Source organism: Acinetobacter sp. FB (assembly GCF_056033405.1).
The window spans coordinates 518,471-541,911 of record NZ_CM148502.1; the positions used below are offsets into that span (position 1 = coordinate 518,471).

Sequence of the window (23,441 nt, forward strand, 5' to 3'; positions counted from 1 at the left end):
ATTCATTTTAAATTCTATAAATGTGATTTTTATCAAATAATTGCTTAAAAAAATGATTTATTTTGGTACTATTTTTTCTTTATTGAAAAAATAGTATTGTTTATTTCTATGAAAAAAAATTTATAAAAATAAATAAGTAAAAATTAAGAAAGAGAATGCATAAATTGATTAATCGTATTTTTTAATCATATGGATAGAGTAAGTGAGTGAGGAGAGTATTTTCGATTTTGAAAATAAAAATCTGAAAGCGCATCTCACTTTCAGATTTTTAGAAGAAAAATTAAGCTTGATCTGCATCCATAATCGCTGCACTAGCCTGTTTTAAGCTATAAAGTAATTGTCCTAAAAGAACGTCTTTATTACTTAATGTCACCATCACCATCGGATGGTGTGGTGCAGGAATTGAAGTCAGGATTGCTTTACCATTTTCAGCATCAAGCGTGATACTCTGACATCCATTTAATTGAATTTCATTTAAAAATGCACTAACCATCGCTAAAATTGAACTACTTACAGCAGCTAACTTAGTGCTGTTATAAGGATTCTTTTTATAGATTGATGCCAATTCAAAGCCATCCGTAGAACAAAGCATAATGTAATCAATACCACGGATATTCGTTAAAATGTCATTCGCCTGTGTTTTTGCTAATTGAATAAGTTCTTTTGGCGCAGTGCGTTGTTGGCTTGGGATACTGAACATAATTTTTCTCTTTATTAAAGTTATTAAGTCATTTAGTTCGTTGCTTTGAGATTGACTTCCAAGGCTGCAATTAAGGATTCAACCATCAGCAATATGTGTTCTTGTTTTCGGGCATCGATAAAAAACAAAGGGTATTGATATTCATTTTGAATCAACCAATCTCTATAAATTGAAGTTGGTTGACCTTTGTTCTCATCAATATGAGTAATACCAATTGATATATTTTTTGTATAGTCTTTAAATGTATCTAAATATCCCTCAAGTTCATCAAGTGGGAGTTTACTATTATGATCTACTAAAATAATAACACCAAGAGCACCTTGGCAAATCACTGGCCATATAAAATCAAAACGGGCTTGACCAGGTGTGCCATATAGTCCGATTTTGACACCATCATCTAAGGTAATTTCACCATAATCAATGCCAACCGTAGTTTGCATTTTATTATGAGCCTGACTATCTGTATTGAATGCTTCAGTTGCGAGTACTGGAACTTCAGAAAGTGATCTTATCGCTTCAGTTTTTCCAGCACCCATACTTCCAGCAAATACAATCTTATATTGTTGTAAAATCATATAATTCCTTAAAGCCCAAATCGGCGTCTAATTTTGCCGAAAAATTTATTAAAAAAATTGTGTTCTTCAACAGGCTGTTCGGCTGCTTCTGATTTCAAATAATGACTTTCTGTTGCTGGAATAATGTCTCCATTATTTGAAATGATGCAGGCAGCAATAAATTGTTGAACCGTTTGAATTGGGATTTTTAATTGCGTTGCGACTTGTGAAAGTTGGGCTCCTTGTATAAAACATGCTGAAAGCAAAAGTGTAAGTTTTCGATCCGCACTTTGACTAGGTTGAGGCCAATGTTCAATTTTAAAATATTCATTTTCATTCGGCGCAAGTCTTTGAAACTCTAAAGAATGCCAAAATAAATTCCATAACCAATCCTGTAAGTCATATTCAACTTTACGAGAAACTTTTGTGAAATCAAAAGTGGTCGCAAATTCATATTTAAAGCTATGATTGGTTTGCGTGTGTATGCGAGTTGGTTCTAACCATGCAATCTGACTACGTGTATCAATAATCGCTAAAGTCCCATGATCATCAAAAAGATGAAGACGAGCATTTTCAGGGTTTAGCATATCCTTTAAAAACTTTTCACTTACAGCGTTATGATTAGATAGAGAATCATTTTTAGGTTGTTGATGAGAAATATAACTTAGCAATCTAAGCTGTATCCAATTCTTTAAGGCATCCGTTTGTTGAAAGGGGAGGTAGAGTGTGTTGTCCTCCTCGATTTGGCAAGAACCTTGCCCCTTAGAAATTTTTAAACATGGTAATTGTTTTTGTTGAATAATACGTTGGATACCTTCAGTATCAAAAAAGTTTTCATTTATTAATAATAAATCGAGATTTGGGTCTGAAATATTGATCCAGTTGATGCCAAACTCATTAGGTATTGTTTTTCTAAGTTCTATTTTTAGTTCATCTGAAACTTTTAAACTTATACCTGAAATTGCGATATTAATGCAATGTCCATTCATAGTATCACTTTAATGTTTTATAAAATATTGGACTGCACGAAATTATACTTTTACTTAAGAATGATAATAGACCTCTTATATAATTCTAATTTTTATAATTAAAATAAATATAAGAAGTCTAATTTTTAAAAAATCTTAAGATTTTAATTAAGCAAAGTCTAATTCTTTTTCGAACGTTTTTAATTCGTGGCGTGCCATTGCTAAGTTTGATTTGCTACGATCTAATACAAGGTAAAGAAATAAATTTCCGTTACTCTCTAATGGTCGAATTAAGTGATATGCTTTACCAAGTGTAATTAGAATATCTTCAATATCATCATTAAGTTTGAGTGAGTTTGCAACACGACGTTTTGCGCGAATCACTTCAGTGTTACCTGCTGCTGCTAATTCTAAGTCAATTGCGCCCCCACCTTGAGTTGCAAGCGCTAAGCCACTTTCAGTGTCTACTAATGCCGCTGCCACAAAACCATCAATATTTGTCAAGCTTTCTAGTGAAATTTTAGCCATGATATTATCTCTACTTATGCATCTTTGTTTATGAATTTATATTCCCTGCTTTTGTTTTAGATTATTTTTCAAAAGCAGTTGATATCATTATAGGAAACTCTTTTATTAAATCAATAATACTTAAACACACTTAAAATAATAGAATTGGTAATAAATGACAGTTTTTGTCAAAAAAATAAATCAAAATCGTATATAAAAGTGTATTTTAAAAAAATATTGTGATTTTTATCACAAATACAGGGTGATTTTAATTATTTTTTTGATTGTAAATAAATGTAAATCTTTATAATTATATAGTTTTTCTTATTTTAGTATGATTTAAATATCTGTAAATGTTTGATAAAGAAAGTAATATACTTTCTTTATCATTTTTTAATATGCTTAAATAGTCGTCAGCTGAATGTAGCTGCAATATAAAAATAATAAAATAATAAGTGCTGTTACAGGTGCAATAATAAAAGACCATGTCGGTGTAGTTGGTTCTGGAGTTGAAATTTCTTCAGTATGTTGTGCTTGATGAACCATTTGATTAAATTCCTGTATCGTTGTTTCTAGAGAAACTTCTTGCTGTATGACTGGTTTTGAACCTAAAAGTTCAGTGAGTTGGTTGGTTGACCAAACCCAATCTTCTGCTTGTCCAGATAGATGTTCTATTTGACCTAAGAGAAGCTCACTTATACCTGTTTGACCAAAGCTACCTGTTTGGTCTAATTGATTTAATTCTGCGAATTGTAAAGTGAGTATTTCAGAAATACTTGACTCTAACTCAGAAGCGCTTAAAGCGGATTGATTATATGCAGAGGTTGTAAGATGTCTAGCTATTCCTTGAATATAAAGGGGATCAGATGCTTTTATTTCCTGATAGAGTTTTTGATTATCTTTTTTCCAAAGACTGATCAACTGTCCAAGAGCAAGCATATTCACTTCATCAATAAAATAAAGTCTTTCTTTTGATGTGTATTGATCAAAGAGCTGTGGTTTTTGAATTTTAATTTGTTCAGAAAAGTATTGAACTAAGTCAAATGCCATCGTGCATTTCCTCGCTTTTAATCTAGAATCCTGAGAGAAGGTTTTTTCTTATTCGGTTCGGCTTCTTGCTTTTTATCTTCTATTGGAGTTTCGATAGTCTCTTGAATATCGCCATATTCGCTTGGATCAAAAAATAAACCTTGTCCATTTTCTCTAGCATAGAGCCCTAAAACAGCGCGAATAGGTACATAAATATCTTTTGCAACCCCACCGAAACGAGCTGAAAATGAAATAGCATCATTATCCATATGAAATTGATGGATTGCATGTGGTGCTAGATTTAAAACGATTTGTCCATCTTTTACAAATTGTTGAGGAACATCTGTGTGTTGTTGTGTTGCATCAACGAGTAAATAAGGCGTCAATTGGTTATCACAAATCCATTCATAAATGGCACGTGCAAGATAAGGGCGTGTGGGCGTAACATTTAATTGATCTGACATAATTTACAAGCTTATTTAATCATAGGAATTAAATCATTGTAGCTGTTTTTTTCTTGAGCTGTCATTGATTTAATGAAAGATGGGCGACTGAAAATACGATGACAATATAAAAAAATAGGTCGGCAATGTTGTGATGGAAGTTCAATTCCCATACTTTTTAATCTGAGAAAAATTGGTGCGAGCATACAATCTAAGATTGAAAACGTCTCAGACATAAAAAAAGGAAAATGTTGAAATAATGGGGTAAGTGAAATAAGTGTATCTCTAAGTTCTTTCTGGGCTTTTTGTTTTTCTTGCGGGTTGAGCGTATCGGTATGTCTAAGCATTTGATCTGCAAGCTTGAACCAATCTTGTTCAAAACGCCAAATATATTGACGTTGCTCCGCTCTGGCCATTGGAGCATCCGCATAAAGCTTATTTTGACGATAGCGATCATCCAGATATTCACTAATGATATTTGGTGAAAAAAGTTTTAGATTTTGTTCAATCAACATAGGAAGTTGATTGTAGGGGTTGAGATCAGCCAAATCTTCATCTTCATGATCTGTGATAATCAGATGATATTTGATCTGCTTTTCAGCGAGTAAAAAACGAATCCAGTGTGAACGGAAATCATCTGCATGACTATAAAGTGTAATGCCCTGAACTGGGGTCGTTTCAACAGAAGACATATCACAAAGCTAATCAAGTAAACGGTTTAGCATACTAAAAAAATATAAGAAAAGCATCTTAGAAATATGTAGATCTATATAAATAAAAAAACCTCGGATAAATCCGAGGTTTTTTTGTCCAATTCGTAAAACGATTAACGTTTAGAGAATTGAGGACGTTTACGAGCTTTACGTAAACCAAGTTTCTTACGTTCAACTTCACGAGCATCACGAGTAACGAAACCAGCTTGACGAAGAGCAGGTTTTAAAGTTTCGTCAGCAGCGATCAATGCACGAGTAATACCGTGACGGATAGCGCCAGCTTGACCACCAATACCACCACCTTTAACAGTGATGTAAAGGTCAAATTTTTCAGTAACTTCTAAAAGCTCTAAAGGCTGACGTACAACCATACGAGCAGTTTCACGACCGAAATATTGCTCTAAAGTACGATTGTTGATTACGAGTTTGCCTGTACCAGCTGATAAGAAAACACGTGCAGTTGCGGTCTTACGGCGACCTGTACCATAGTTAGTAGCCATGTGCTGTATCCCTTAGATGTCCAAAACTTGTGGCTGTTGAGCAGTATGAGGATGCTCGCTACCAGCGTACACTTTCATTTTTTTGATCATTGCATAACCAAGAGGACCTTTTGGTAACATACCTTTAACAGCTTTTTCTAAAACTGCTTCAGGTTTGTGAGCGATTAACTTTTCAAAGTTAGTCTCACGGATACCACCAGGGAAACCAGTATGGCGATAGTATTTCTTATCAAGTGATTTATTACCAGTCACTTGAACGTGTTCAGCATTGATCACAACGATGTAGTCACCAGTGTCAACGTGAGGAGTATAAGAAGTTTTGTGCTTACCGCGTAAACGACGAGCGATTTCAGTCGCAAGGCGACCTAAAGTTTTGCCAGAAGCATCAACAACATACCAGTCGTGTTGAACTTCAGCAGGCTTAGCGCTGAGAGTTTTCATTAACCACTACCTATTATAGTTGGTTTGAGCAAGGAATCGCCCAAACAAAAGGAGACCGAATTCTATATGAATTTATAAAATCACACAAGAACAATTCATTGTTAATGTCATATTTTGCTGCAATGTGACTGATTTTGTAACTATATCGCCGTTAATTTTGAGCTACATTTTTTGGCTTGAGAGGCGATGGTATTTGACCTATCATTTTTGAATTAATTATTTGAAATAAGTAGAAGTATTTACCTCTTCTTTTGGGGAATTTGATGAAATTGTCGTTTTCTACAAACATTATTGTAGTCGCTATTTGCGTAATAGCTTGTTCTACACAAGCGAATGCACGACGCCTCTACAAATGGGTCGATCAGGGCAGTGTAACCAATTATTCTGAATTTCAGCCCAAAGAGGGTACAAGTCGTAAAGTTGAAGTGTTGGAAAGTCGTGGTGAGCATGTTGATCCAGCAATGATGGTCACTGCTGAAATGAAACCGATTGAAATACCAGATGATCAAACGAATCCCTTGGCGCAACCCTCAAGTTCTTCAGTGCAAGCAAATGCTCCTGTGCATCAACAATCATCGCAGACTGTGGTAAAACAAGGTGCTATCGCTTCTCCTTATACTTCTCATCCAGTAAATACAGCTCCATTACCAGAGAAGAAAGAACCACAACTCGTACAGCAGCCGCAATCTACAGAGAAAAAAGAGCCGATTGCAAATCCATTTATAGAGAAGCCGAGTAGTGCTGTGGTTGCTGCGGTAGAAAAGAAAGAAGAGGCGGTGGTTGTTCAACCTGAGAAAAAGGTACAACCAAAAATTAACCCGTGGACTCGTCAAGTTGAATTTGTGCCTTCTAATCTAGTGCCTGAAAATTTGCCTAAAGCGAAAAAGCCTTAAAAATTTTAAATTGTTCAGTATTTAATTTTATTCTCTTTCTTGATTGCTTCTTATCTAGTTATCTAGGAGGGCGCGCTGAGAGAATAGAATTTGATGAATAATCATTTCAAGTGCTTCATCAGCATTATGTTGTAGCATTTAATCGTTTTAATGTTATTCCCATTTAAATTCTGTTTTTATAGTGTATATCGCTGTATTTATTGATAGAAATTTATTTATTGTTTATCGGTTTGTAAATTTTCACTTCATGTTTTTTCCAAAAACTTTTGCCTATGTGGATAGTGGATTGTTTTTTTATCGGTGTTGTTTTGTCTATTGGGTGTTTAGCCAATCTTATGGGTATACACAAAACTTTCTAAATAAAAAACTTTCGGTAAACTATAATGTAATGCTTAAATTAGAATTGGTGAGTCATGTTGCCTTTGTATGTCACTTCTGGCGAGCCAGCCGGAATTGGACCAGATATTTGTCTAAGTCTAGCAAACCGTATTGATGAGCGACCGATCGTTATTCTGGCTGATATGCAGATGCTCCAACAGCGCGCCAAACAGTTAAATATTGATGTTGAACTTATTCCATTTCAAGGTGAGAAAAAGTCGAGTTTAGCAGGGCAACTTTTCGTTGAGCATGTGCCTTTAGCAAAACCTGTTATTCTAGGTCAGTTAGATTCAGCCAATGCTGCTTATGTGTTAGAGCAATTACGTCGTTCAGCTGACTATGCGATGTCGGGGCGGAGTGTAGGGGTTGCTACAGCGCCAGTGCAAAAGTCGATTATTAATGATGCAGGCATTCTATTTAGCGGACATACTGAGTTTTACCAAGAGTTTGCAGGTGTGGATCGTGTGGTGATGATGTTGGCGACTAAAACATTGCGTGTCGCATTAGCAACCACACATTTACCTTTGCGAGATATACCTGATGCGATTACTAAAGAGCGTTTGCATCAAGTGATTGATATTCTGATTCAAGACCTAAAAAGCAAATTTAAAATCGCACAACCACGTATTCTAGTCTGTGGCTTAAATCCACATGCAGGTGAAGATGGTTATTTAGGTCGAGAAGAAATCGACGTGATTAATCCAGTGCTAGAAAGCTATCGTGCACAAGGTATAGGGATGAGTCTTTGTTTGCCTGCAGATACCTTATTTACCCCAGAAAATCTAAAAGATGCAGATGCTGTTTTAGCAATGTATCACGATCAAGGTTTACCTGTGTTAAAATCACAAGGCTTTGGTGAAGCAGTAAACATTACATTAGGCTTGCCATTTATCCGAACTTCGGTCGATCATGGTACAGCACTTTCTCTTGCAGGCACTGGACAGGCAAAAGCATCAAGTTTGCATGTTGCAGTGGATTTAGCACTTGATTTAGCCCGTCAGTAATGGGCGAGTAAATTATTCACGTTGGAATTATTATGTATCAAATTAATGCCCTAAACCCTAAAGATGAAGGGCATCAGGCTCGAAAACGTTTTGGTCAAAACTTTTTACATGATCAACGTGTGATTGCCAAAATTGTACGTTCAGTTAATCCGCGTGCGGGCGAGAATATTGTCGAAATCGGACCGGGTTTAGCCGCATTAACATCGCCTTTGATTGGTGAGTGTGATGCGTTGACCGTAGTTGAGCTGGATCGAGATTTGGCAGCAGGGTTACCTGGGCGTGTGCCACATCCTGAACGTTTGACCATTATTGAAGCTGACGCATTAAAGTACGATTTCACCGAACTGTTTAAAGATGGTCGTCCACTGCGTGTGGTTGGAAATTTACCCTATAACATTTCTACGCCTTTGTTGTTCCATCTCTTGGAGTTTGGTGACAAAGTCAAAGACATGCATTTCATGTTGCAAAAGGAAGTGGTTGATCGTATTACAGCGACACCAAACACCAAAGAATATGGTCGTTTATCGGTGATGATCCAGTATTACTGTAAACCGACTTTCTTATTTGAAGTGCCACCAGGTTCATTTAATCCGCCACCAAAAGTGACATCAGCCGTATTTCGTTTGGAACCTTATGACGTTAAACCGATCGTAGCAAAAAATGAGAAAGCATTGGCGCGTTTAGTGGGGCATGTGTTTACCCAACGTCGTAAGACCTTGCGCAATAGCTTAAAAGGTATGTTGGTGGAAGATGGTTTTGAAAAAGCTGGTGTTGATCCGATGGCGCGTCCAGAAACCTTAAGCTTGGCTGATTTTGTCGCACTTTCTGATCAGATGGTATCTTAATGTCTAAACGCTATAACTATGTCATTGGTGATGTACAAGGTTGTTTTGAAGCGCTGAAAGCGTTACTGAAAGAAATTCGCTTTGATCCAGATCAAGACTTTTTATGGTTTGCGGGTGATTTAGTTGCACGTGGCGAAAACTCGGTGGGCGCATTACGCTTTATTAAAAAACTGGCTGATCGTGGTGCTGCGGCAACTGTACTAGGCAATCATGATCTGACCCTCATTGCTTGTGCTCGTGGTTTTAAAAAAGTTAAAGATAAAGATCGTACTCAAGAAGTGATTGATGCGATTGATGGTGATGAGCTGATTGATTGGTTGCGTAAACAGCCATTGAGTTTATCTCCGAATGATCAAACTCTGATTACTCATGCAGGTGTGCCGTGTATCTGGAATGCCGAACAAACTGTGGTATTGGCACAAGAAGTACAGCAGGTGGTAGGTCATGACGATCTCTCGGTTTTGGATGACTTTCTTGCCGAGATGTATGGTTCACAACCTGATTTATGGTCAGATGAGCTGACTGGTATGGCTCGTTTGCGTTGTATTACTAATTATCTGACCCGAATGCGTTTGACTGATGCCGAAGGGCGTTTAGAGTTTGACTTTAAAGATGCACTGGATGCACCGATGCCAGCAGGTTTCCAACCGTGGTTTGAGTTTGAAAGCCAGACAGCGAAAACACACCAATTGATTTTCGGGCATTGGGCGGCTTTACAAGGTAAAACTATTAGTCCTCAGATTCAAAATGTCGATGGTGGTTGTGTTTGGGGACAGCAGTTGATGGCATTCCGTTTAGAAGATCAACAGTTGTTTAAAGTGGATAATCCTTTAGCTTGATCAGCCTGTGATCTCTTTTAAATGCCCATTTTTATATTGAAATCGGGCATTTTCTATTTTAAGACTGTCAAAAAATTGTCATACACTGATCATTAAAGTGTCAAAAAATATTTATAAGCTAAAAGCATGAAAATAACGACACAAATGGATGGCGATATGCAAAGTACATACGCGACATCTCTACTAAAGCAAGAACAGTTTCCTGAAAGTTTTAAATTTTACTTTAAAAGGAAACAACTTAAAAATAAACAAGATGAATTGTCTGAACTTCGGGATTTAGTTCGTCCTCGTTTAAGAATCGCAATTGTCACTGAAACATGGCCACCAGAAATTAATGGTGTAGCATTATCGATGATGCAATTATGTCAGGGGCTACAACGGCTTGGACATAAAATTCTATTGGTCAGACCTATACAAAAAGCGATTTGTACAGAATTTTTACCTGAACAAGAATGCTTGGTGATGTCTCAGCCTATTCCAAAATACCCAAGTGTTCAATTTGGTTGGCCACAATATCTTAAAGTCTCTAAAGCATTTGAACAGTTCGCACCTGACGTGGTGCATATCGTGACTGAAGGTCCATTAGGTTTAACAGCGCTACAAGCTGCAAAGTCAAAAAAAATCGCCGTATCGAGTGGATTCCATTCAGCTTTCCAAGATTTTAGCCGTTTCTTTGACTTGGCTTTCTTGGTTAAGCCGATTCAACGTTACTTAACATGGTTCCATAACAGTACAGATGTCACGTGTGTACCCAGTCAATACACGGAACAAGCACTACGTGGCTTTGGCGTGACTTGTCCTTTAGTTGTTGTTGGGCGAGGTGTTGATACTGCGAAGTTTTCTCCAAAACATCGTTCACAGCAATTACGCCAACAATGGGGTGTAGATGCTGATACCCGTGTAATGCTGTATGTCGGGCGTTTATCACCAGAAAAAGAAATTGATGTCTTAATTAAGGCGTTCCACGCTTGGCAGAGACAGCAAGGTGCAAATACAAAATTTGTAATTGTTGGAGATGGGCCTGATCGTATTCGTTTGAGTAAATTAGCGATATCAGAAGATATTATTTTTACTGGTAGCTTAAGTGGTAAGAATCTTTCAGCCGCTTATGCAAGTGCAGATGTTTTCGCATTTGCTAGTCAAGCTGATACGTTTGGAAATGTAGTGCTAGAAGCAATTGCTAGCGGATTACCAGTGATTGCTTATGACTACGTATGTGCTCATCAGCATGTCAAACATGGTGTTACAGGTTGGTTGAGTCCTCTCGGACAGGCCGCAGATTTAACTCAATCCATTTGTCATTTGCCAGCTCTCCCAGAACTGAGACAAATGGGTTTATTGGCAAGTGAAACTGTACAAGAAACCAGTTGGCACTTTCCTGTACAACAATTAGAACAAGCACTTTATCAGGTAGCGAAGGAACCTCTTATGAACTCTACCTAAAGTATCCTCAGAAAGGAGAAAAGTATGAAATTTCAAAATGCAAAAATAAAAATGCTCGATCTAGACCTAAAAGGGTGTGTATACCTTAATCATCTCTCCCAGTCACAACGCATTGCCTTATTTTTTAAAACGATTAGTCGTTTGGGCGATGGACCATTTTGGTATGTCATGTTGTTATCAGTATGGATCGCACAAGGTTTGGCATACGTTCTGCAAATTCTATATTTGCTCGTTGCAGGTTCTGTTGGTACGGGGATTTATAAGTTTTTAAAGCATAAAACGACTCGACCACGCCCTTATCAAGTTCACCAAGTGATTGTGTTGGGCGAGCGACCATTGGATCATTTTAGTTTTCCATCAGGTCATACTTTGCATGCGGTCATGGTCACCATCACATTAGGCTATATCCAACCGTTGTTATTAATCTTGATGTTGCCATTTACGATTCTGGTTGTATTGTCCCGTATGATTTTAGGATTACATTATCCAAGTGATGTGATCGTGGGGGCGGTGATTGGTGCATCCGTTGCTAGCTGTATTATTTTGTTGGCACCAAGCTTCAATATCATTCTTTAAATAATTTAACGGGTTTTAATGATAGAAGACTATTTTTTAAATCTTGGGATTTGTTAAAGTACGCTCAATCACAAACTGTTAATTAGGTTATCAAATGGGCTTACGTTGGACAGATACGATTGATATCGCAATCGAACTTACTGAAGCACACCCAGATGTAGATCCTCAATGGATTCGTTTTACTGATTTACATGCTTGGGTTTGTGCTTTACCAGACTTTAATGATGACCCAAATAAGTCGACGGAAGGTTTGCTTGAAGCGATTCAAATGGCTTGGTTGGATGAAGTTCGTTAAAAAAACATCAGAAATCACTGAACTTTTACAGATTCAAGCTGATTATTGGCGATGACATCGGTATAATGCGGCAAATTTTTTAGTTTACACCATAAATAGGAGTCAATCATGGCGATTGAACGTACTTTATCTATCGTAAAACCAGATGCAGTTTCTAAAAACCACATTGGTGACATTTTTGCTCGTTTTGAAAAAGCGGGTTTAAAAATTGTTGCTACTAAAATGAAACACCTTTCTCAAGCTGATGCTGAAGGTTTCTATGCTGAGCACAAAGAACGTGGTTTCTTTGGTGATTTAGTTGCATTCATGACTTCTGGCCCAGTTGTTGTTTCTGTTCTTGAAGGCGAAAATGCTGTTCTTGCTCACCGTGAAATCTTAGGTGCTACAAACCCTAAAGAAGCAGCTCCAGGTACAATCCGCGCTGATTTCGCTGTAAGCATCGACGAAAATGCTGCTCACGGTTCTGACTCAGTTGCTTCTGCTGAGCGTGAAATCGCTTACTTCTTTGCTGATAACGAGATCTGCCCACGCACTCGTTAATCCAAAGTATTCAAGCCAGATAAGTGGTATACTACTTATCTGGTTTTTTATTTTTTATAGATTGAGTTGTGTGAAAAATACACAGCATTTTCTAGCGCTGATATCGTTTAGGTAAATATACATGAGTTCTGTAGTGGTCGTTTCATCTGAGAATGTCGATGAAAAACAACAGTCTTTAACTACGTCTGTCGTTCAAGCTGCCGATAAGAAAGTAAATTTACTTGGCATGTCCAGAGCTGAATTAGAAAAGTTCTTTGAAGACTTAGGCGAAAAGAAGTTTCGTGCTAGTCAAGTCATGAAATGGATACACCAGTTTTTCGTCACTGATTTTGCTGAAATGAGTAATATTTCAGGAAAATTGCGCGAAAAATTAGAAAAGATTTGTGAAATTAAAGCCCCAGAGGTGGTACACCGCAACTATTCTAAAGACGGTACCCGTAAATGGGTGTTTCGTGTAGGTGATGGTGAAGGTTCTCTGGTTGAAACCGTACTGATTCCTGCGGAAGATAAAACAGGTGCACGTAAAACCCTGTGTATTTCATCACAAGTGGGTTGTGCACTGGATTGTTCATTCTGTTCGACGGGTAAACAAGGTTTCCAACGTGATTTAACACCAGCAGAAATCATCGGTCAGTTGTGGATGGCAAATTATTCTTATATGGAAGATGTGCCTGTTGCTGAGCGTGAACGTACCGTGACCAATGTGGTCATGATGGGTATGGGCGAACCTTTACTTAATTACGATGCAGTACTCAGCTCAATGCAGCTCATGTTAGATGATTTTGCCTACGGAATGTCTAAACGCCGTGTGACCTTATCAACATCAGGTGTTGTTCCAAAAATTGATCAATTGGCGCAAGACATTGATGTTGCACTTGCGATTTCATTACATGCACCAAATGATGAACTACGTAATGAATTGGTTCCTATTAATAAAAAATATCCGTTGCAGCAACTTATTGCTGCGTGCCAACGTTATTTAGCTAAAGATGGTAATGAAAGCTCACGTCGCCATGTCACTATCGAATATGTGATGTTGGAGGGTGTAAATGATCACCCTGAGCATGCACAGCAATTATTAAAATTATTGAAAAACTTGCCAAGTAAAATCAATCTGATCCCATTTAATCCATTTCCGCATGCACCTTACGGACGTTCGAGTCGTAATCGCATCATTGCCTTTCAAAAAACTTTGTCTGACGCTGGATTTGTGTGTACGATTCGTCAGACACGTGGCGATGATATCGATGCTGCATGTGGTCAATTGGTAGGACAGGTTGCTGACCGTACGCGTCGTGCGGAACAGTGGAAGAAGAAAGTGGCGCAACGACAAGAAATTTTGCGCACACAAGGATAAAACTTGGGGATATAGCGTTGAATACAACTCGACTAAAAACGATTATAACGACTACTGTTGTGTTTACTGTAATGGGTTTAACAGCTTGTCAATCTTCGACAGGGTTGAAGAAAGACCCAGAAAAAGCTGTTCAAGTTCGTTCTCAACTGGCTGCTGAATATATTCGTACAGGTGATTTGGATTCCGCTAAACGTTCTCTTGATCAAGCTTTAAATATTAATTCGCGTGATGCAAACGCCAATATGATGATGGGGATTCTACTGCAACAAGAAGGTAGTAAGTCCAATATGGAAAAAGCAGATGCTTATTTTAAGCGTGCGATTTCTTCAGAACCAGATAATGCACAAGCTCGTAATAATTACGGTACATATTTGTATCAAATGCAACGTTATAATGAAGCGATTGAGCAATTTACCCGTGCAGGTGCAACCTTAGGTTATGAACAGCGATTTCAATCGTTGGAAAACTTGGGGCGAATCTATTTAAAGTTAGGCGATGTTGCGAATGCTGAAAAAGCATTCAAACAAGCGCTACAAGCAAATCGTAACGCAACTATTTCAATGTTAGAGTTGGCAGAAATTTTCTATTTGCAACAAAATAATAGAGATGCATCGCAATTATACGAACAGTATGTTCGTAATGTGGGGCAAAAAAACCAAGGTGCACGTGCACTTTGGATTGGTTTACGCATTGCTCGAGCGAGTGCGGATCAATTAGGAATGCAAGTGTTAGTGAATCAATTACGAGCATTATTTCCTGATAGTCCAGAATATCAACGTTATTTGCAATTACAGTACAGTACTGAGGCCGTATGGAAATAAATCCAAATTCACATCAGCCAACTGGCTCAACCTCGCCATCGTCAACGTTAGGAAATATTCAACGACCTGGTGAGTATTTGCGTCAAATTCGTATTGCACAAAAGAAAGAACTTGAAGAAATTGCAAGCGTATTGAATATGCCCGTTAAAACATTAACGGCATTAGAGCAAGATGACTATAAATCATTACCTGAGGCGACCTTTATCAAAGGTTACTATCGAGCTTATGCAAAATATTTAAATGCAGACGCAAGTGTGATTATTCAGCGTTTTGATGAAATTTATGTTAATGATACTGGCCTTAAAGCAAACCATGCCTTGAATAATTCTCCTATCAAGATCATGGGTAAACTATCTGGTTCGAAAAGTGTACGTAACCGTAAATGGTTGAAGCGTATTGCTATTTTAGCTGCTGTTTTAGTCTTAGGTTGGTTGGCGGTGATGGCTGTACAAAATTGGACATCTAGCCACAAAGATGATGCAGAAGTTGAAGCGCCGAAAGCAAAAAGTTCTGATGTCGAAATTATACCGATGGGAACGGCAACGAACGTAACTTCTGGCGATCAGTTAGTTTTGAATTTTAGTCGACCAACATCTGTGCATATTGTTGATGCAACAGGTAAAGTATTGGCAACAGGTCGTCAAGCATCTACATTAACTTTGAGTGGTGAATCACCATTCCAAATTCGTTTAGATGATGCAACAGCTGTATCCTTGACCTTGAATCAGGAGCAAATATCTTTGTCTCCATATACGGTTAATGGAAAAGCAGAATTCCGTTTGTCTCGTTAATGCCAAAGAGTAGAGCTATACGATGATTGTGAATCCAATTAAACGCCGTCCAACACGTAAAATTCGTGTTGGTTCAGTGTATGTCGGTGGTGATGCCCCGATCAGTGTTCAAAGTATGACCAATACTGAAACCTGTGATGTGGATGCAACTGTAGCGCAAATCCAGCGCTGTGCAGATGCAGGTGCGGATATCATGCGTGTTTCTGTACCGTCAATGGAAGCAGCAGAAGCTTTTGGGGCAATTCGAAAACGAGTCTCTGTACCATTGGTTGCTGATATTCACTTTGATCATCGTATTGCTTTAGCAGTTGCGGACTATGGTGCAGATTGTTTGCGCATTAATCCGGGTAATATTGGTTCGGATCAGAAAGTACGTGAAGTTGTTGCTGCGGCAAAACATCATGGTATTTCCATTCGTATCGGTGTGAATGCAGGTTCTCTGGAAAAAGACTTACAAGTCAAATATGGTGAGCCGACAGGGCAGGCCTTACTTGAGTCAGCGATGCGTCATATCGATATTCTCGACCGTTTAGATTTCCATGAGTTTAAAGTCAGTGTTAAAGCATCCAATGTGTTTTTAACGATGGATGCCTATCGTTTGCTGTCTCAACAGATAGATAATCCACTGCATCTTGGTGTGACTGAAGCAGGTATTTACCGTACGGGTACAGTCAAATCAGCAATTGCCTTGGGTGGACTGTTGATGGAAGGCATTGGCGATACCATGCGTATTTCGCTCGCGGCTGAACCTGAAGATGAAATTAAAATCGGTTTTGATATTTTAAAATCGTTGGGCTTACGCTCAAATGGGATTAACTTTATTGCTTGCCCAAGCTGCTCACGTCAGGAATTTAATGTGATTCAAGTGATGCAGGCTTTGGAAGAGCGCCTAGAAGATATCCGCACCCCGATGGATTTATCCGTGATTGGATGTAAAGTGAATGGTCCTGGTGAAGCTAAAGAGGCGGATATCGGTATCGTTGGCGCATCACCGCGTTCGCTAGTCTATCGTAACGGTGAAAAAAGTCATTTAATTGACACAAATCAGTTGGTTGATGAAATTGAAACAATGGTTCGTCAACGTGTTCAAGAGCTTGAAGAAGCTAAATCTAAAGAAATTATTCGTAGTTCATCATGAGTTCAATTGTCGCGATCAAAGGTTTTAATGACACCCTTCCAACACAAACTGCTGCTTGGAGAAGTCTGGAACAACAATTAGCATCTTTAATGGATGCCTATGGCTATCAACAAATCCGTTTACCGATCGTTGAACAAACTGGTTTGTTTAAGCGTGCAATTGGTGATGCAACCGATATCGTTGAAAAGGAAATGTATACCTTTTTTGATAAAGGTACACCACCTGAATCGCTGACTTTGCGTCCAGAAGGTACGGCTGGGTGTGTGCGTGCGATGTTGGAACATAACTTATTGCGTGGCGCAACACCGCGTGTTTGGTATGTGGGTCCAATGTTCCGCTATGAAAAGCCACAAAAAGGTCGCTATCGCCAGTTCCATCAATTTGGTGTTGAAACTTTTGGTGTAGCAACGCCAGATATTGATGCAGAAATCATTTTAATGACGGCTCGCCTATGGAAACGTATGGGTGTTGCAGCAAATGTTCGTCTAGAACTCAATACTTTAGGTGAGATGGATGAGCGCGCGGAATATCGTGCTGCTTTGGTTGAGTTTTTAAATCAGCACAAAGATGCATTAGATGAGGATTCACAACGCCGTTTAAGTACCAATCCATTACGTATTTTAGACTCTAAAATTGAATCAACACAAAAGATTTTAGAAAATGCACCAAAGTTGCATGATTTCTTAAAAGAAGATTCGATTAATCATTTCCAACAGTTACAACAGTACCTCACTGATGCAGGCGTTGAGTTTGTAATTAACCAGAAGTTAGTACGTGGTTTGGACTACTACAACAAAACTGTATTCGAATGGACGACAACGATGTTGGGTTCACAAGGAACAGTTTGTGCAGGCGGACGTTACGATGGCTTGGTAGGACAACTGAAAGGTAAAGCCGATCAATCTGTACCTGCGGTTGGTTTTGCAATGGGTATGGAGCGTTTACTGTTGTTGCTTGAGCAGGTTGAACAAGCTCAAGAAGTCCGTGATTGTGAAGTTTTCTTATTGGCTGAGCCTGCATTTCAAGCTAAAGCTTTAGTATTAGCAGAGCAAATCCGTGACCAGTTAGAAGCAGCAAACAGCTCAATTCGTCTGAAAACAGGTTCACAAGGCAGTATGAAAAGCCAAATGAAAAAGGCTGATCAATCTGGTGCAATCTATGCAGTGATTTTGGGTGAGCGCGAGTGGGAATCACAACAGCTTTTGGTCAAAGAGCTAGCGACGGGTGAGCAGGCGCAGGTCGCTTTAACTGAGCTGACATCTTTTTTTATCGAAAAATTTAAACAATAAATTGCACAATATTTAGGGAAAGGACAATCACATGAGTTTAAGTGATGAAGAACAACTCGACCAATTAAAGTCTTTTGGCAAAAAATATGGTTCTGCCATGATTAGCGGGATTCTGATTGCCTTGATTGCCTTTTTCGGATGGGAATATTGGCAAAAGAAAAATTTAGCTGAGGCACAGAGTCAAACGGCGAAAGTACAAAAATTGATGGACGAAGCTAAGGCTGCATCAGGTCAACCAAATGCTTTCGCTACAGTATCTGAAGCAGCAGATAAAATTGTGAAAGATGATGCTAACTCGGTTCAAGCGATTCAAACCCAATTTATCTTGGCAAAGCTTGCTTATGATAAACAAGACTACGCTGCAGCTGAAAAAGCATTAAAGAAAGTTGAAAACTCAAAAGTTAAAGATGTAGGTTTATTGCAAATTGTAAAAATACGTTTAGCGGATTCACAATTAGCACAAAAGAAATATGATGAGGCGCTGAAAACCTTATCAAACGTGACTGAACCAGCGTTTAAAGCAACGGCGGAAGAGTTACGTGGTGATATTTTTGTTGCAAAGAAAGATACTGCATCTGCGCGAAAAGCATATCAAAGTGCTTGGGATAGCCTAATTGAACGTAAACAAGAGCGTCAGCTTTTACAAATTAAACTCGAAAGCGTTGGTATTTTAGTAGATGATCCTGAAATTGAGCGCCCGATCTTAGATACCAAAGTGGATGAGTCTTAATGCAGAACAAACTAAAATTACCTTTGGCAATTGCAATTGCTTCAGCTTTATTAATTGGATGTTCAACCAATAAAGTAAAAGAAGTGAAACCGAATCCGTTGCCAAAAATTACGCAACAGCAAGGCTTAAATCTGGTCTTTTCTCAAAGTGTTTCGTCGACAAATGCAGCAGAAGCTTTGCGCTTGCAGTTAGATACAGATAACGGTGTAATTTTTGCGATTGATCCAGATGGTCAGGTTTCTGCTTATAAGGGTAAGCAGCGTCTTTGGAAAAGTAAGGTTACTAAGCAAGAACTCACTGCTGGTGTAGAAGCGGGTGAGGGTATTGTCGTTATTGGTAACCGTAAGGGTGAATTATTTGCTTTAGATCAGGCTACTGGTAGCCAAAAATGGTCTGCCAAATTATCTGGTGCGATTTTGTCTCCTTCACTCATTCAATCGGGACGAGTTATTACGATTGCAAATGACGGTACTGTATTTGCGCATGATGCTGTTACTGGACAGCAAGTGTGGGCATATAAATTACCAAACGTTCAGTTTAGTTTACGTGGTCAACCTGCACCCGTTCGTTTAGATGAACGCACTGTCGTTGTTGCATCCGCGAATGCTTATGTTTATGCATTGGATGTAATTAGTGGTGTGCCGCGTTTCCAACGTCGAGTTGCAGTAAGCGATGGTCGTTCGGATATTCAACGTTTGATTGATGTTGTCGGTGACCCAGTTGTTGCAGGTCAATATCTGGTAACAACCAGTTTCCAAGGGCAAGTCACAACTACTGATCTTACGACACAGCGTGTGGTATGGAGTGAGGAAGCAAGTAGTACCAATAGCGCTGAAGTTTTAGGTGATAAAGTTTTTGTCTCGACTGCAGATGGAAAATTGAAAGCTTATAATTTAGCGACAGGTGAACTTTTTTGGCAGAATGAGGAATTACTTAACCGTCAATTGAGTAATCCTGTGATGCTTGGACAGAACCTTGTGGTTGGCGATTTAGATGGAGTTATTCATTTGATTGATCCAAATACAGGGAAGTTGATTGGTCGTGCGAAAACCAGTGGTGAAGTCCGTTCATTGCGTGTAATCGATAATCAGCTTTACGTTGCAACTCGAAAAGGTGAATTAAGCATTTGGCAGAATCGTTAATTTTGCCTTAGCTTGTGGTAAAATATTTAATTAGCAATTGCTAATAAAAGAATGATCGGGGTATTTGTTTGAACAAAACCCCGAATTTTTATTGTGATTATTTGATCACCAAAATCTTCCATACTGTTTCTGATACGATGTCATCAACGATGGCTCGTCTGAATTAAGGTTAATTTATGAAACCCGTTATTGCGCTTATTGGTCGTCCAAACGTCGGAAAATCAACGCTATTTAACCAAATCACTAAAAGTCGTGATGCTTTGGTTGCTGACTTCGCTGGTTTAACTCGTGACCGCAAATATGGCGATGCGGTGTATCAAAATAAATCATTCATCGTCGTTGATACGGGCGGTATTGGTGAGAATGAAGGCGGTATTGACTCATACATGGCGGAGCAGTCAAAAACTGCCATCCATGAAGCAGATATTATTGTTTTTGTTGTGGATGCACGTGCAGGTTTGTTGGCATCAGATGAACAGATTGCCCGTGAATTGCGTACACTAGGTAAGAAAGTCTATTTAGTTGCCAATAAGGTGGATGGTGTTCATGCAGAAGCCGCGCTAGTTGAATTCTATAAACTTGGTATGGGAGAGCCTATTCAAGTTGCGGCCAGCCATGGTCGAGGTGTACAGCAAATGCTTGAGGAAGTATTAGCTGAAGTGCCAGAAGATGAAAATCCTGAAGAACATAACAAAAATACAGGTTTGCGTTTGGCGATTATTGGTCGTCCAAACGTAGGTAAGTCAACTTTAGTCAACCGCTTGCTTGGCGAAGAGCGTGTAGTTGCATTTGACCAGCCCGGTACTACACGTGACTCAATTTATATTCCTTATGAGCGTGATGGTCGTCAATATACGTTGATTGATACCGCGGGCGTGCGTCGTAAAGGTAAAGTTGATGAAATGATTGAGAAATTCTCAATCGTGAAAACATTACAAGCGATCAAAGATGCTCACGTGATTGTCGTTGTGCTCGATGCGCGTGAAGGAGTCGTTGAGCAAGATCTACATTTAATTGGTTATGCATTAGAAGCTGGTCGTGCCATGGTGATAGCCATTAATAAATGGGACAACATGACCGAATATGATCGTAAGCAATGTAAGCTTGATGTTGATCGCCGTTTTGACTTTATTCCTTGGGCGAAAGTACATTTAATCTCAGCCTTACATGGAACAGGTGTTGGTGATTTATATCCAACCATCCATCGTGCTTATGATTCATCACATTTAAAAGTTTCACCAGCAAAATTAACGCAGATTTTGAATGACGCGACTGATGCGCATCAACCACCAATGATTAGTGGTAAGCGTATTAAAATGCGTTATGCACATATGGGCGGACAAAATCCACCTACAATCGTGATTCATGGTAACAAAGTAGATAAAACACCTGCTGATTACCGTCGTTATTTGGAAAACGTATTCCGTAAAGTATACAAGCTGGAAGGTACGCCAGTACGTATTGATTTTAAAACCTCAGAAAACCCATTTGAAGGTCGCAAATCTCAAGTCGATGAGCGTGTTGCAGCACGTAAACGTCGTTATGTACAGAAATTTAAAAAGGCTGAGAAAAAATTTAAGCGTTAAGCTGATTTTGCCGTTAAAACCCAAACATTGTTTTGGGTTTTTTTATGTTTTTAAATGTGACTCATGAGATAAGTTGCTTATGCAGTTCTTAATGAAGTCTTAAGATATGTGATTAAAAGAGATCAAGTTTGATTATAATATTCTAAATTTTTATACAATCAGGTTTATATTGAACGATGTTTTGTTGAGTGAAGCTGATGGTGGCACGTAAAATTGAAATACATATTCAAGCTTTGGCTTCACTTCTTGAGCGAGATAAAGCAGATTTCTCAGATTTTAGATCGTTTAATGATTATCAAAAACAACAAATTAAAGCCTATCGGGATCAACTTCTGGCAAATAAATTAAAGTGTTTAACTACTGATTTACAATTTTCAAAACATGAATATGGTAAGCCATTTTTAAGCTCTCATACCTTCGAATTTAATCATTCACATAGTCAACAATACTATGCATTAGCGATGAGTGAGCGTGTGAAAGAGATTGGTGTTGATGTCGAGGAGTTGGATCGAAAAGTCCGTTTTGATGCCTTGGCTCAACATGCTTTTCATGCAGAAGAATATCAAACTTGGCAGCAACAAGATCAAAACCCAGAGTATTGGCTTAGAGTATGGACGACTAAGGAAGCAATTTTAAAAGCATCAGGTTTTGGAATTAGACTGGATTTAAATAGTCTAAATACACAAGTTCATCCATCAAATGATGGTGGAATGTGTACTCATCCTTTGATTGGAACATTTGCTTACCAAAATTTTGTTTTAAATCAGAAGATCGTGCTGACTATCGCATGGCGTGCAGAGCAGTCTTGTCGCGGTTTTCAATTTCCGCAGATTCAAATTATTCAACATTGATAAATGAAGAACGTACAACCCCGTGCTCTAATCTTAATCAAAAAAGCCAGCATTATGCTGGCTTTTTTGATTTGAATTTTACGATGATTCAGATTTAAGGAATTTCTTCTTCATCAAATTCAGGTTTAACTTGGACAATAAAATCTTGACGATTTAAACCACGCCATAAAGCAAATGCGGTACCAATATAAATAGATGAGTACGTACCGATAAAGATACCTACACACATTGCAATTGAGAACCAATGTAAACCATCGCCTCCCCAGAACATCATGGCGAGAACCACAAGTAATAGGGTCATTGAGGTATGGATCGTACGACGCAAGGTCTCTGTTAATGCGATATCTACAATTTCACGTGGTGTTGCTCCGCGAATTTTACGGAAATTCTCACGGATACGATCCGATACAACGATGTTATCGTTGAGTGAGAAACCCATTACCGCAAGTATTGCTGCAAGCACGGTTAAATCAAATTGCCATTGGAACAATGCAAACGTTCCGATGATAATTACAATATCGTGAAATAATGAGATTACGGCACCCATTGCAAGTTTAAACTCGAAACGAATGGTGACGTAGATCAGCATTAAGATCAAAGCAAGTGCAAGCGCACCTGCAGAGCGGATATAAAGCTCATTACCTACTTGACCGCCAACAGAGTCAACTTTATGGACTTCTGCTTGGTTATTTGGCAATTGGACTGCTTTAGTGATGGTATCGTTTAGATCTTCAACTTTAAGATCTTCTTGCACTGGCATACGTACAATCAGGTCTTTATTACTTCCTAATGTTTGTACAACGGCATCTTTAAAGCCTGCTTTATCGAGTGCTTGAGCAACTTGAGCTGGTTGAACAGCTTCTTTGTAGTTGAGTTCAGCAGAGATACCTCCAGTGAAGTCCAAACCAAGATTCAGCCCCTTTGTGACGATAAAGAAAACGCTCGCAAGGGTAATCAAGATCGAGAAGATTGCAGCAGGTTTAGCAATCTTCATGAAAGGAATGATTTTTAGATCATCTGGGCGACCGTATTGTTTTGAGTCTTGTTGAGTCAGATCAGTCATGTGAA

27 protein-coding genes are annotated in these 23,441 nt (G+C 38.6%); 17 read left to right on the forward strand and 10 right to left on the reverse strand.

The genetic code is table 11. The annotated features are described in order from the left end of the window. Positions 1-280: 280 nt before the first annotated feature. The 9 genes from AC0JIQ_RS02495 to rplM all read right to left on the reverse strand — a co-directional run bounded on the left by AC0JIQ_RS02495 (position 281) and on the right by rplM (position 5,855). Entirely contained in the window at positions 281-700 is a 420-nt protein-coding gene (locus tag AC0JIQ_RS02495; protein ID WP_004664921.1) for a roadblock/LC7 domain-containing protein, read from the reverse strand. A 32-nt stretch (positions 701-732) separates the two neighbouring features. Beyond that, on the reverse strand, positions 733-1,275 hold the full coding sequence (locus AC0JIQ_RS02500) for a GTP-binding protein (protein WP_004664920.1): 543 nt from the start codon (positions 1,273-1,275) through the stop codon (positions 733-735). Between the two features lie 8 nt (positions 1,276-1,283). After that, positions 1,284-2,243, reverse strand: coding sequence for a hypothetical protein (locus tag AC0JIQ_RS02505; RefSeq protein WP_474202527.1), 960 nt, complete (start codon positions 2,241-2,243; stop codon positions 1,284-1,286). A gap of 147 nt (positions 2,244-2,390) precedes the next feature. Further along, the gene (locus AC0JIQ_RS02510) at positions 2,391-2,750 is read right to left on the reverse strand and encodes a roadblock/LC7 domain-containing protein (protein ID WP_005214502.1); all 360 of its coding nucleotides are present in this window, start codon (positions 2,748-2,750) and stop codon (positions 2,391-2,393) included. Between the two features lie 381 nt (positions 2,751-3,131). Further along, on the reverse strand, positions 3,132-3,779 hold the full coding sequence (locus AC0JIQ_RS02515) for a hypothetical protein (protein WP_474202528.1): 648 nt from the start codon (positions 3,777-3,779) through the stop codon (positions 3,132-3,134). A 17-nt stretch (positions 3,780-3,796) separates the two neighbouring features. Continuing rightward, on the reverse strand, positions 3,797-4,222 hold the full coding sequence (locus AC0JIQ_RS02520) for a ClpXP protease specificity-enhancing factor (protein ID WP_004664913.1): 426 nt from the start codon (positions 4,220-4,222) through the stop codon (positions 3,797-3,799). A gap of 11 nt (positions 4,223-4,233) precedes the next feature. Beyond that, on the reverse strand, positions 4,234-4,893 hold the full coding sequence (locus tag AC0JIQ_RS02525; protein ID WP_474202529.1) for a glutathione S-transferase N-terminal domain-containing protein: 660 nt from the start codon (positions 4,891-4,893) through the stop codon (positions 4,234-4,236). 134 nt (positions 4,894-5,027) lie between these two features. After that, positions 5,028-5,414, reverse strand: a complete 387-nt coding sequence (gene rpsI, locus AC0JIQ_RS02530) for a 30S ribosomal protein S9 (protein WP_004640839.1) — start codon at positions 5,412-5,414, stop codon at positions 5,028-5,030. A gap of 12 nt (positions 5,415-5,426) precedes the next feature. Then, the gene (rplM, locus tag AC0JIQ_RS02535) at positions 5,427-5,855 is read right to left on the reverse strand and encodes a 50S ribosomal protein L13 (RefSeq protein ID WP_004664909.1); all 429 of its coding nucleotides are present in this window, start codon (positions 5,853-5,855) and stop codon (positions 5,427-5,429) included. A 263-nt stretch (positions 5,856-6,118) separates the two neighbouring features. Between rplM and AC0JIQ_RS02540 the strand changes: the two genes are divergently transcribed. From AC0JIQ_RS02540 to AC0JIQ_RS02620, 17 genes are all read left to right on the forward strand, one after another. Beyond that, a complete protein-coding gene (locus tag AC0JIQ_RS02540) occupies positions 6,119-6,748 on the forward strand; it encodes a hypothetical protein (protein WP_474202530.1) in 630 nt (209 codons plus the stop codon). 413 nt (positions 6,749-7,161) lie between these two features. Further along, positions 7,162-8,130, forward strand: a complete 969-nt coding sequence (pdxA, locus tag AC0JIQ_RS02545) for a 4-hydroxythreonine-4-phosphate dehydrogenase PdxA (protein ID WP_474202531.1) — start codon at positions 7,162-7,164, stop codon at positions 8,128-8,130. 32 nt (positions 8,131-8,162) lie between these two features. Further along, on the forward strand, positions 8,163-8,975 hold the full coding sequence (rsmA, locus tag AC0JIQ_RS02550) for a 16S rRNA (adenine(1518)-N(6)/adenine(1519)-N(6))-dimethyltransferase RsmA (protein WP_474202532.1): 813 nt from the start codon (positions 8,163-8,165) through the stop codon (positions 8,973-8,975). Further along, a complete protein-coding gene (locus AC0JIQ_RS02555; RefSeq protein ID WP_474202533.1) occupies positions 8,975-9,814 on the forward strand; it encodes a symmetrical bis(5'-nucleosyl)-tetraphosphatase in 840 nt (279 codons plus the stop codon). The genes rsmA and AC0JIQ_RS02555 overlap by 1 nt, the downstream gene beginning before the upstream one ends. A 126-nt stretch (positions 9,815-9,940) precedes the next feature. Further along, positions 9,941-11,257 carry a glycosyltransferase family 4 protein gene (locus tag AC0JIQ_RS02560; RefSeq protein ID WP_474202534.1) on the forward strand — a complete coding sequence of 439 codons (1,317 nt, stop codon included), beginning with the start codon at positions 9,941-9,943 and terminating at the stop codon, positions 11,255-11,257. Positions 11,258-11,281: 24 nt separating this feature from the next. After that, positions 11,282-11,833 (forward strand): phosphatase PAP2 family protein, encoded by a 552-nt coding sequence (locus AC0JIQ_RS02565; protein WP_474202535.1) that lies wholly within the window; start codon positions 11,282-11,284, stop codon positions 11,831-11,833. 94 nt (positions 11,834-11,927) lie between these two features. After that, complete coding sequence (gene iscX, locus AC0JIQ_RS02570; protein ID WP_004664895.1) at positions 11,928-12,128, forward strand: Fe-S cluster assembly protein IscX; 201 nt, start codon at positions 11,928-11,930, stop codon at positions 12,126-12,128. Between the two features lie 108 nt (positions 12,129-12,236). Further along, positions 12,237-12,668 (forward strand): nucleoside-diphosphate kinase, encoded by a 432-nt coding sequence (gene ndk / locus AC0JIQ_RS02575; RefSeq protein ID WP_003654870.1) that lies wholly within the window; start codon positions 12,237-12,239, stop codon positions 12,666-12,668. A gap of 121 nt (positions 12,669-12,789) precedes the next feature. Next, on the forward strand, positions 12,790-14,025 hold the full coding sequence (gene rlmN / locus AC0JIQ_RS02580; protein ID WP_004664894.1) for a dual-specificity RNA methyltransferase RlmN: 1,236 nt from the start codon (positions 12,790-12,792) through the stop codon (positions 14,023-14,025). A gap of 17 nt (positions 14,026-14,042) precedes the next feature. Then, a complete protein-coding gene (gene pilW, locus AC0JIQ_RS02585) occupies positions 14,043-14,846 on the forward strand; it encodes a type IV pilus biogenesis/stability protein PilW (protein WP_046740161.1) in 804 nt (267 codons plus the stop codon). Beyond that, positions 14,837-15,637, forward strand: coding sequence for a helix-turn-helix domain-containing protein (locus tag AC0JIQ_RS02590; protein WP_474202536.1), 801 nt, complete (start codon positions 14,837-14,839; stop codon positions 15,635-15,637). The genes pilW and AC0JIQ_RS02590 overlap by 10 nt, the downstream gene beginning before the upstream one ends. A 22-nt stretch (positions 15,638-15,659) precedes the next feature. Beyond that, positions 15,660-16,775 carry a flavodoxin-dependent (E)-4-hydroxy-3-methylbut-2-enyl-diphosphate synthase gene (gene ispG / locus AC0JIQ_RS02595; RefSeq protein WP_004664888.1) on the forward strand — a complete coding sequence of 372 codons (1,116 nt, stop codon included), beginning with the start codon at positions 15,660-15,662 and terminating at the stop codon, positions 16,773-16,775. Then, positions 16,772-18,064: a histidine--tRNA ligase gene (gene hisS, locus AC0JIQ_RS02600; RefSeq protein WP_474202537.1), complete on the forward strand. Its 1,293-nt coding sequence runs from the start codon at positions 16,772-16,774 to the stop codon at positions 18,062-18,064. The genes ispG and hisS overlap by 4 nt, the downstream gene beginning before the upstream one ends. A gap of 31 nt (positions 18,065-18,095) precedes the next feature. After that, on the forward strand, positions 18,096-18,794 hold the full coding sequence (locus tag AC0JIQ_RS02605; protein WP_336938867.1) for a YfgM family protein: 699 nt from the start codon (positions 18,096-18,098) through the stop codon (positions 18,792-18,794). Further along, a complete protein-coding gene (bamB, locus tag AC0JIQ_RS02610; protein ID WP_474202538.1) occupies positions 18,794-19,936 on the forward strand; it encodes an outer membrane protein assembly factor BamB in 1,143 nt (380 codons plus the stop codon). The genes AC0JIQ_RS02605 and bamB overlap by 1 nt, the downstream gene beginning before the upstream one ends. Positions 19,937-20,112: 176 nt before the next feature. Then, positions 20,113-21,522 (forward strand): ribosome biogenesis GTPase Der, encoded by a 1,410-nt coding sequence (gene der / locus AC0JIQ_RS02615; protein ID WP_005214471.1) that lies wholly within the window; start codon positions 20,113-20,115, stop codon positions 21,520-21,522. A gap of 197 nt (positions 21,523-21,719) precedes the next feature. Continuing rightward, positions 21,720-22,373, forward strand: a complete 654-nt coding sequence (locus tag AC0JIQ_RS02620; RefSeq protein ID WP_474202539.1) for a 4'-phosphopantetheinyl transferase family protein — start codon at positions 21,720-21,722, stop codon at positions 22,371-22,373. A gap of 94 nt (positions 22,374-22,467) precedes the next feature. Here the strand turns inward: AC0JIQ_RS02620 and secF are convergent, their stop codons facing one another. Then, complete coding sequence (gene secF / locus AC0JIQ_RS02625; RefSeq protein WP_004664877.1) at positions 22,468-23,436, reverse strand: protein translocase subunit SecF; 969 nt, start codon at positions 23,434-23,436, stop codon at positions 22,468-22,470. Between the last annotated feature and the right edge of the window lie 5 nt (positions 23,437-23,441).

Coding starts and splice junctions, on each gene's coding strand:
- AC0JIQ_RS02590 (WP_474202536.1), top strand. CDS start 14,837: ATGGAAATAAATCCAAATTCACATCAGCCAACTGGCTCAACCTCGCCA.
- ndk (WP_003654870.1), top strand. CDS start 12,237: ATGGCGATTGAACGTACTTTATCTATCGTAAAACCAGATGCAGTTTCT.
- AC0JIQ_RS02560 (WP_474202534.1), top strand. CDS start 9,941: ATGAAAATAACGACACAAATGGATGGCGATATGCAAAGTACATACGCG.
- secF (WP_004664877.1), bottom strand. CDS start 23,436: ATGACTGATCTGACTCAACAAGACTCAAAACAATACGGTCGCCCAGAT.
- AC0JIQ_RS02525 (WP_474202529.1), bottom strand. CDS start 4,893: ATGTCTTCTGTTGAAACGACCCCAGTTCAGGGCATTACACTTTATAGT.
- hisS (WP_474202537.1), top strand. CDS start 16,772: ATGAGTTCAATTGTCGCGATCAAAGGTTTTAATGACACCCTTCCAACA.
- AC0JIQ_RS02565 (WP_474202535.1), top strand. CDS start 11,282: ATGAAATTTCAAAATGCAAAAATAAAAATGCTCGATCTAGACCTAAAA.
- rpsI (WP_004640839.1), bottom strand. CDS start 5,414: ATGGCTACTAACTATGGTACAGGTCGCCGTAAGACCGCAACTGCACGT.
- iscX (WP_004664895.1), top strand. CDS start 11,928: ATGGGCTTACGTTGGACAGATACGATTGATATCGCAATCGAACTTACT.
- bamB (WP_474202538.1), top strand. CDS start 18,794: ATGCAGAACAAACTAAAATTACCTTTGGCAATTGCAATTGCTTCAGCT.
- rsmA (WP_474202532.1), top strand. CDS start 8,163: ATGTATCAAATTAATGCCCTAAACCCTAAAGATGAAGGGCATCAGGCT.
- ispG (WP_004664888.1), top strand. CDS start 15,660: ATGATTGTGAATCCAATTAAACGCCGTCCAACACGTAAAATTCGTGTT.
- AC0JIQ_RS02620 (WP_474202539.1), top strand. CDS start 21,720: ATGGTGGCACGTAAAATTGAAATACATATTCAAGCTTTGGCTTCACTT.
- AC0JIQ_RS02510 (WP_005214502.1), bottom strand. CDS start 2,750: ATGGCTAAAATTTCACTAGAAAGCTTGACAAATATTGATGGTTTTGTG.
- AC0JIQ_RS02555 (WP_474202533.1), top strand. CDS start 8,975: ATGTCTAAACGCTATAACTATGTCATTGGTGATGTACAAGGTTGTTTT.
- AC0JIQ_RS02505 (WP_474202527.1), bottom strand. CDS start 2,243: ATGAATGGACATTGCATTAATATCGCAATTTCAGGTATAAGTTTAAAA.
- AC0JIQ_RS02515 (WP_474202528.1), bottom strand. CDS start 3,779: ATGGCATTTGACTTAGTTCAATACTTTTCTGAACAAATTAAAATTCAA.
- rplM (WP_004664909.1), bottom strand. CDS start 5,855: ATGAAAACTCTCAGCGCTAAGCCTGCTGAAGTTCAACACGACTGGTAT.
- AC0JIQ_RS02540 (WP_474202530.1), top strand. CDS start 6,119: ATGAAATTGTCGTTTTCTACAAACATTATTGTAGTCGCTATTTGCGTA.
- AC0JIQ_RS02605 (WP_336938867.1), top strand. CDS start 18,096: ATGAGTTTAAGTGATGAAGAACAACTCGACCAATTAAAGTCTTTTGGC.
- pdxA (WP_474202531.1), top strand. CDS start 7,162: ATGTTGCCTTTGTATGTCACTTCTGGCGAGCCAGCCGGAATTGGACCA.
- der (WP_005214471.1), top strand. CDS start 20,113: ATGAAACCCGTTATTGCGCTTATTGGTCGTCCAAACGTCGGAAAATCA.
- AC0JIQ_RS02495 (WP_004664921.1), bottom strand. CDS start 700: ATGTTCAGTATCCCAAGCCAACAACGCACTGCGCCAAAAGAACTTATT.
- AC0JIQ_RS02520 (WP_004664913.1), bottom strand. CDS start 4,222: ATGTCAGATCAATTAAATGTTACGCCCACACGCCCTTATCTTGCACGT.
- rlmN (WP_004664894.1), top strand. CDS start 12,790: ATGAGTTCTGTAGTGGTCGTTTCATCTGAGAATGTCGATGAAAAACAA.
- AC0JIQ_RS02500 (WP_004664920.1), bottom strand. CDS start 1,275: ATGATTTTACAACAATATAAGATTGTATTTGCTGGAAGTATGGGTGCT.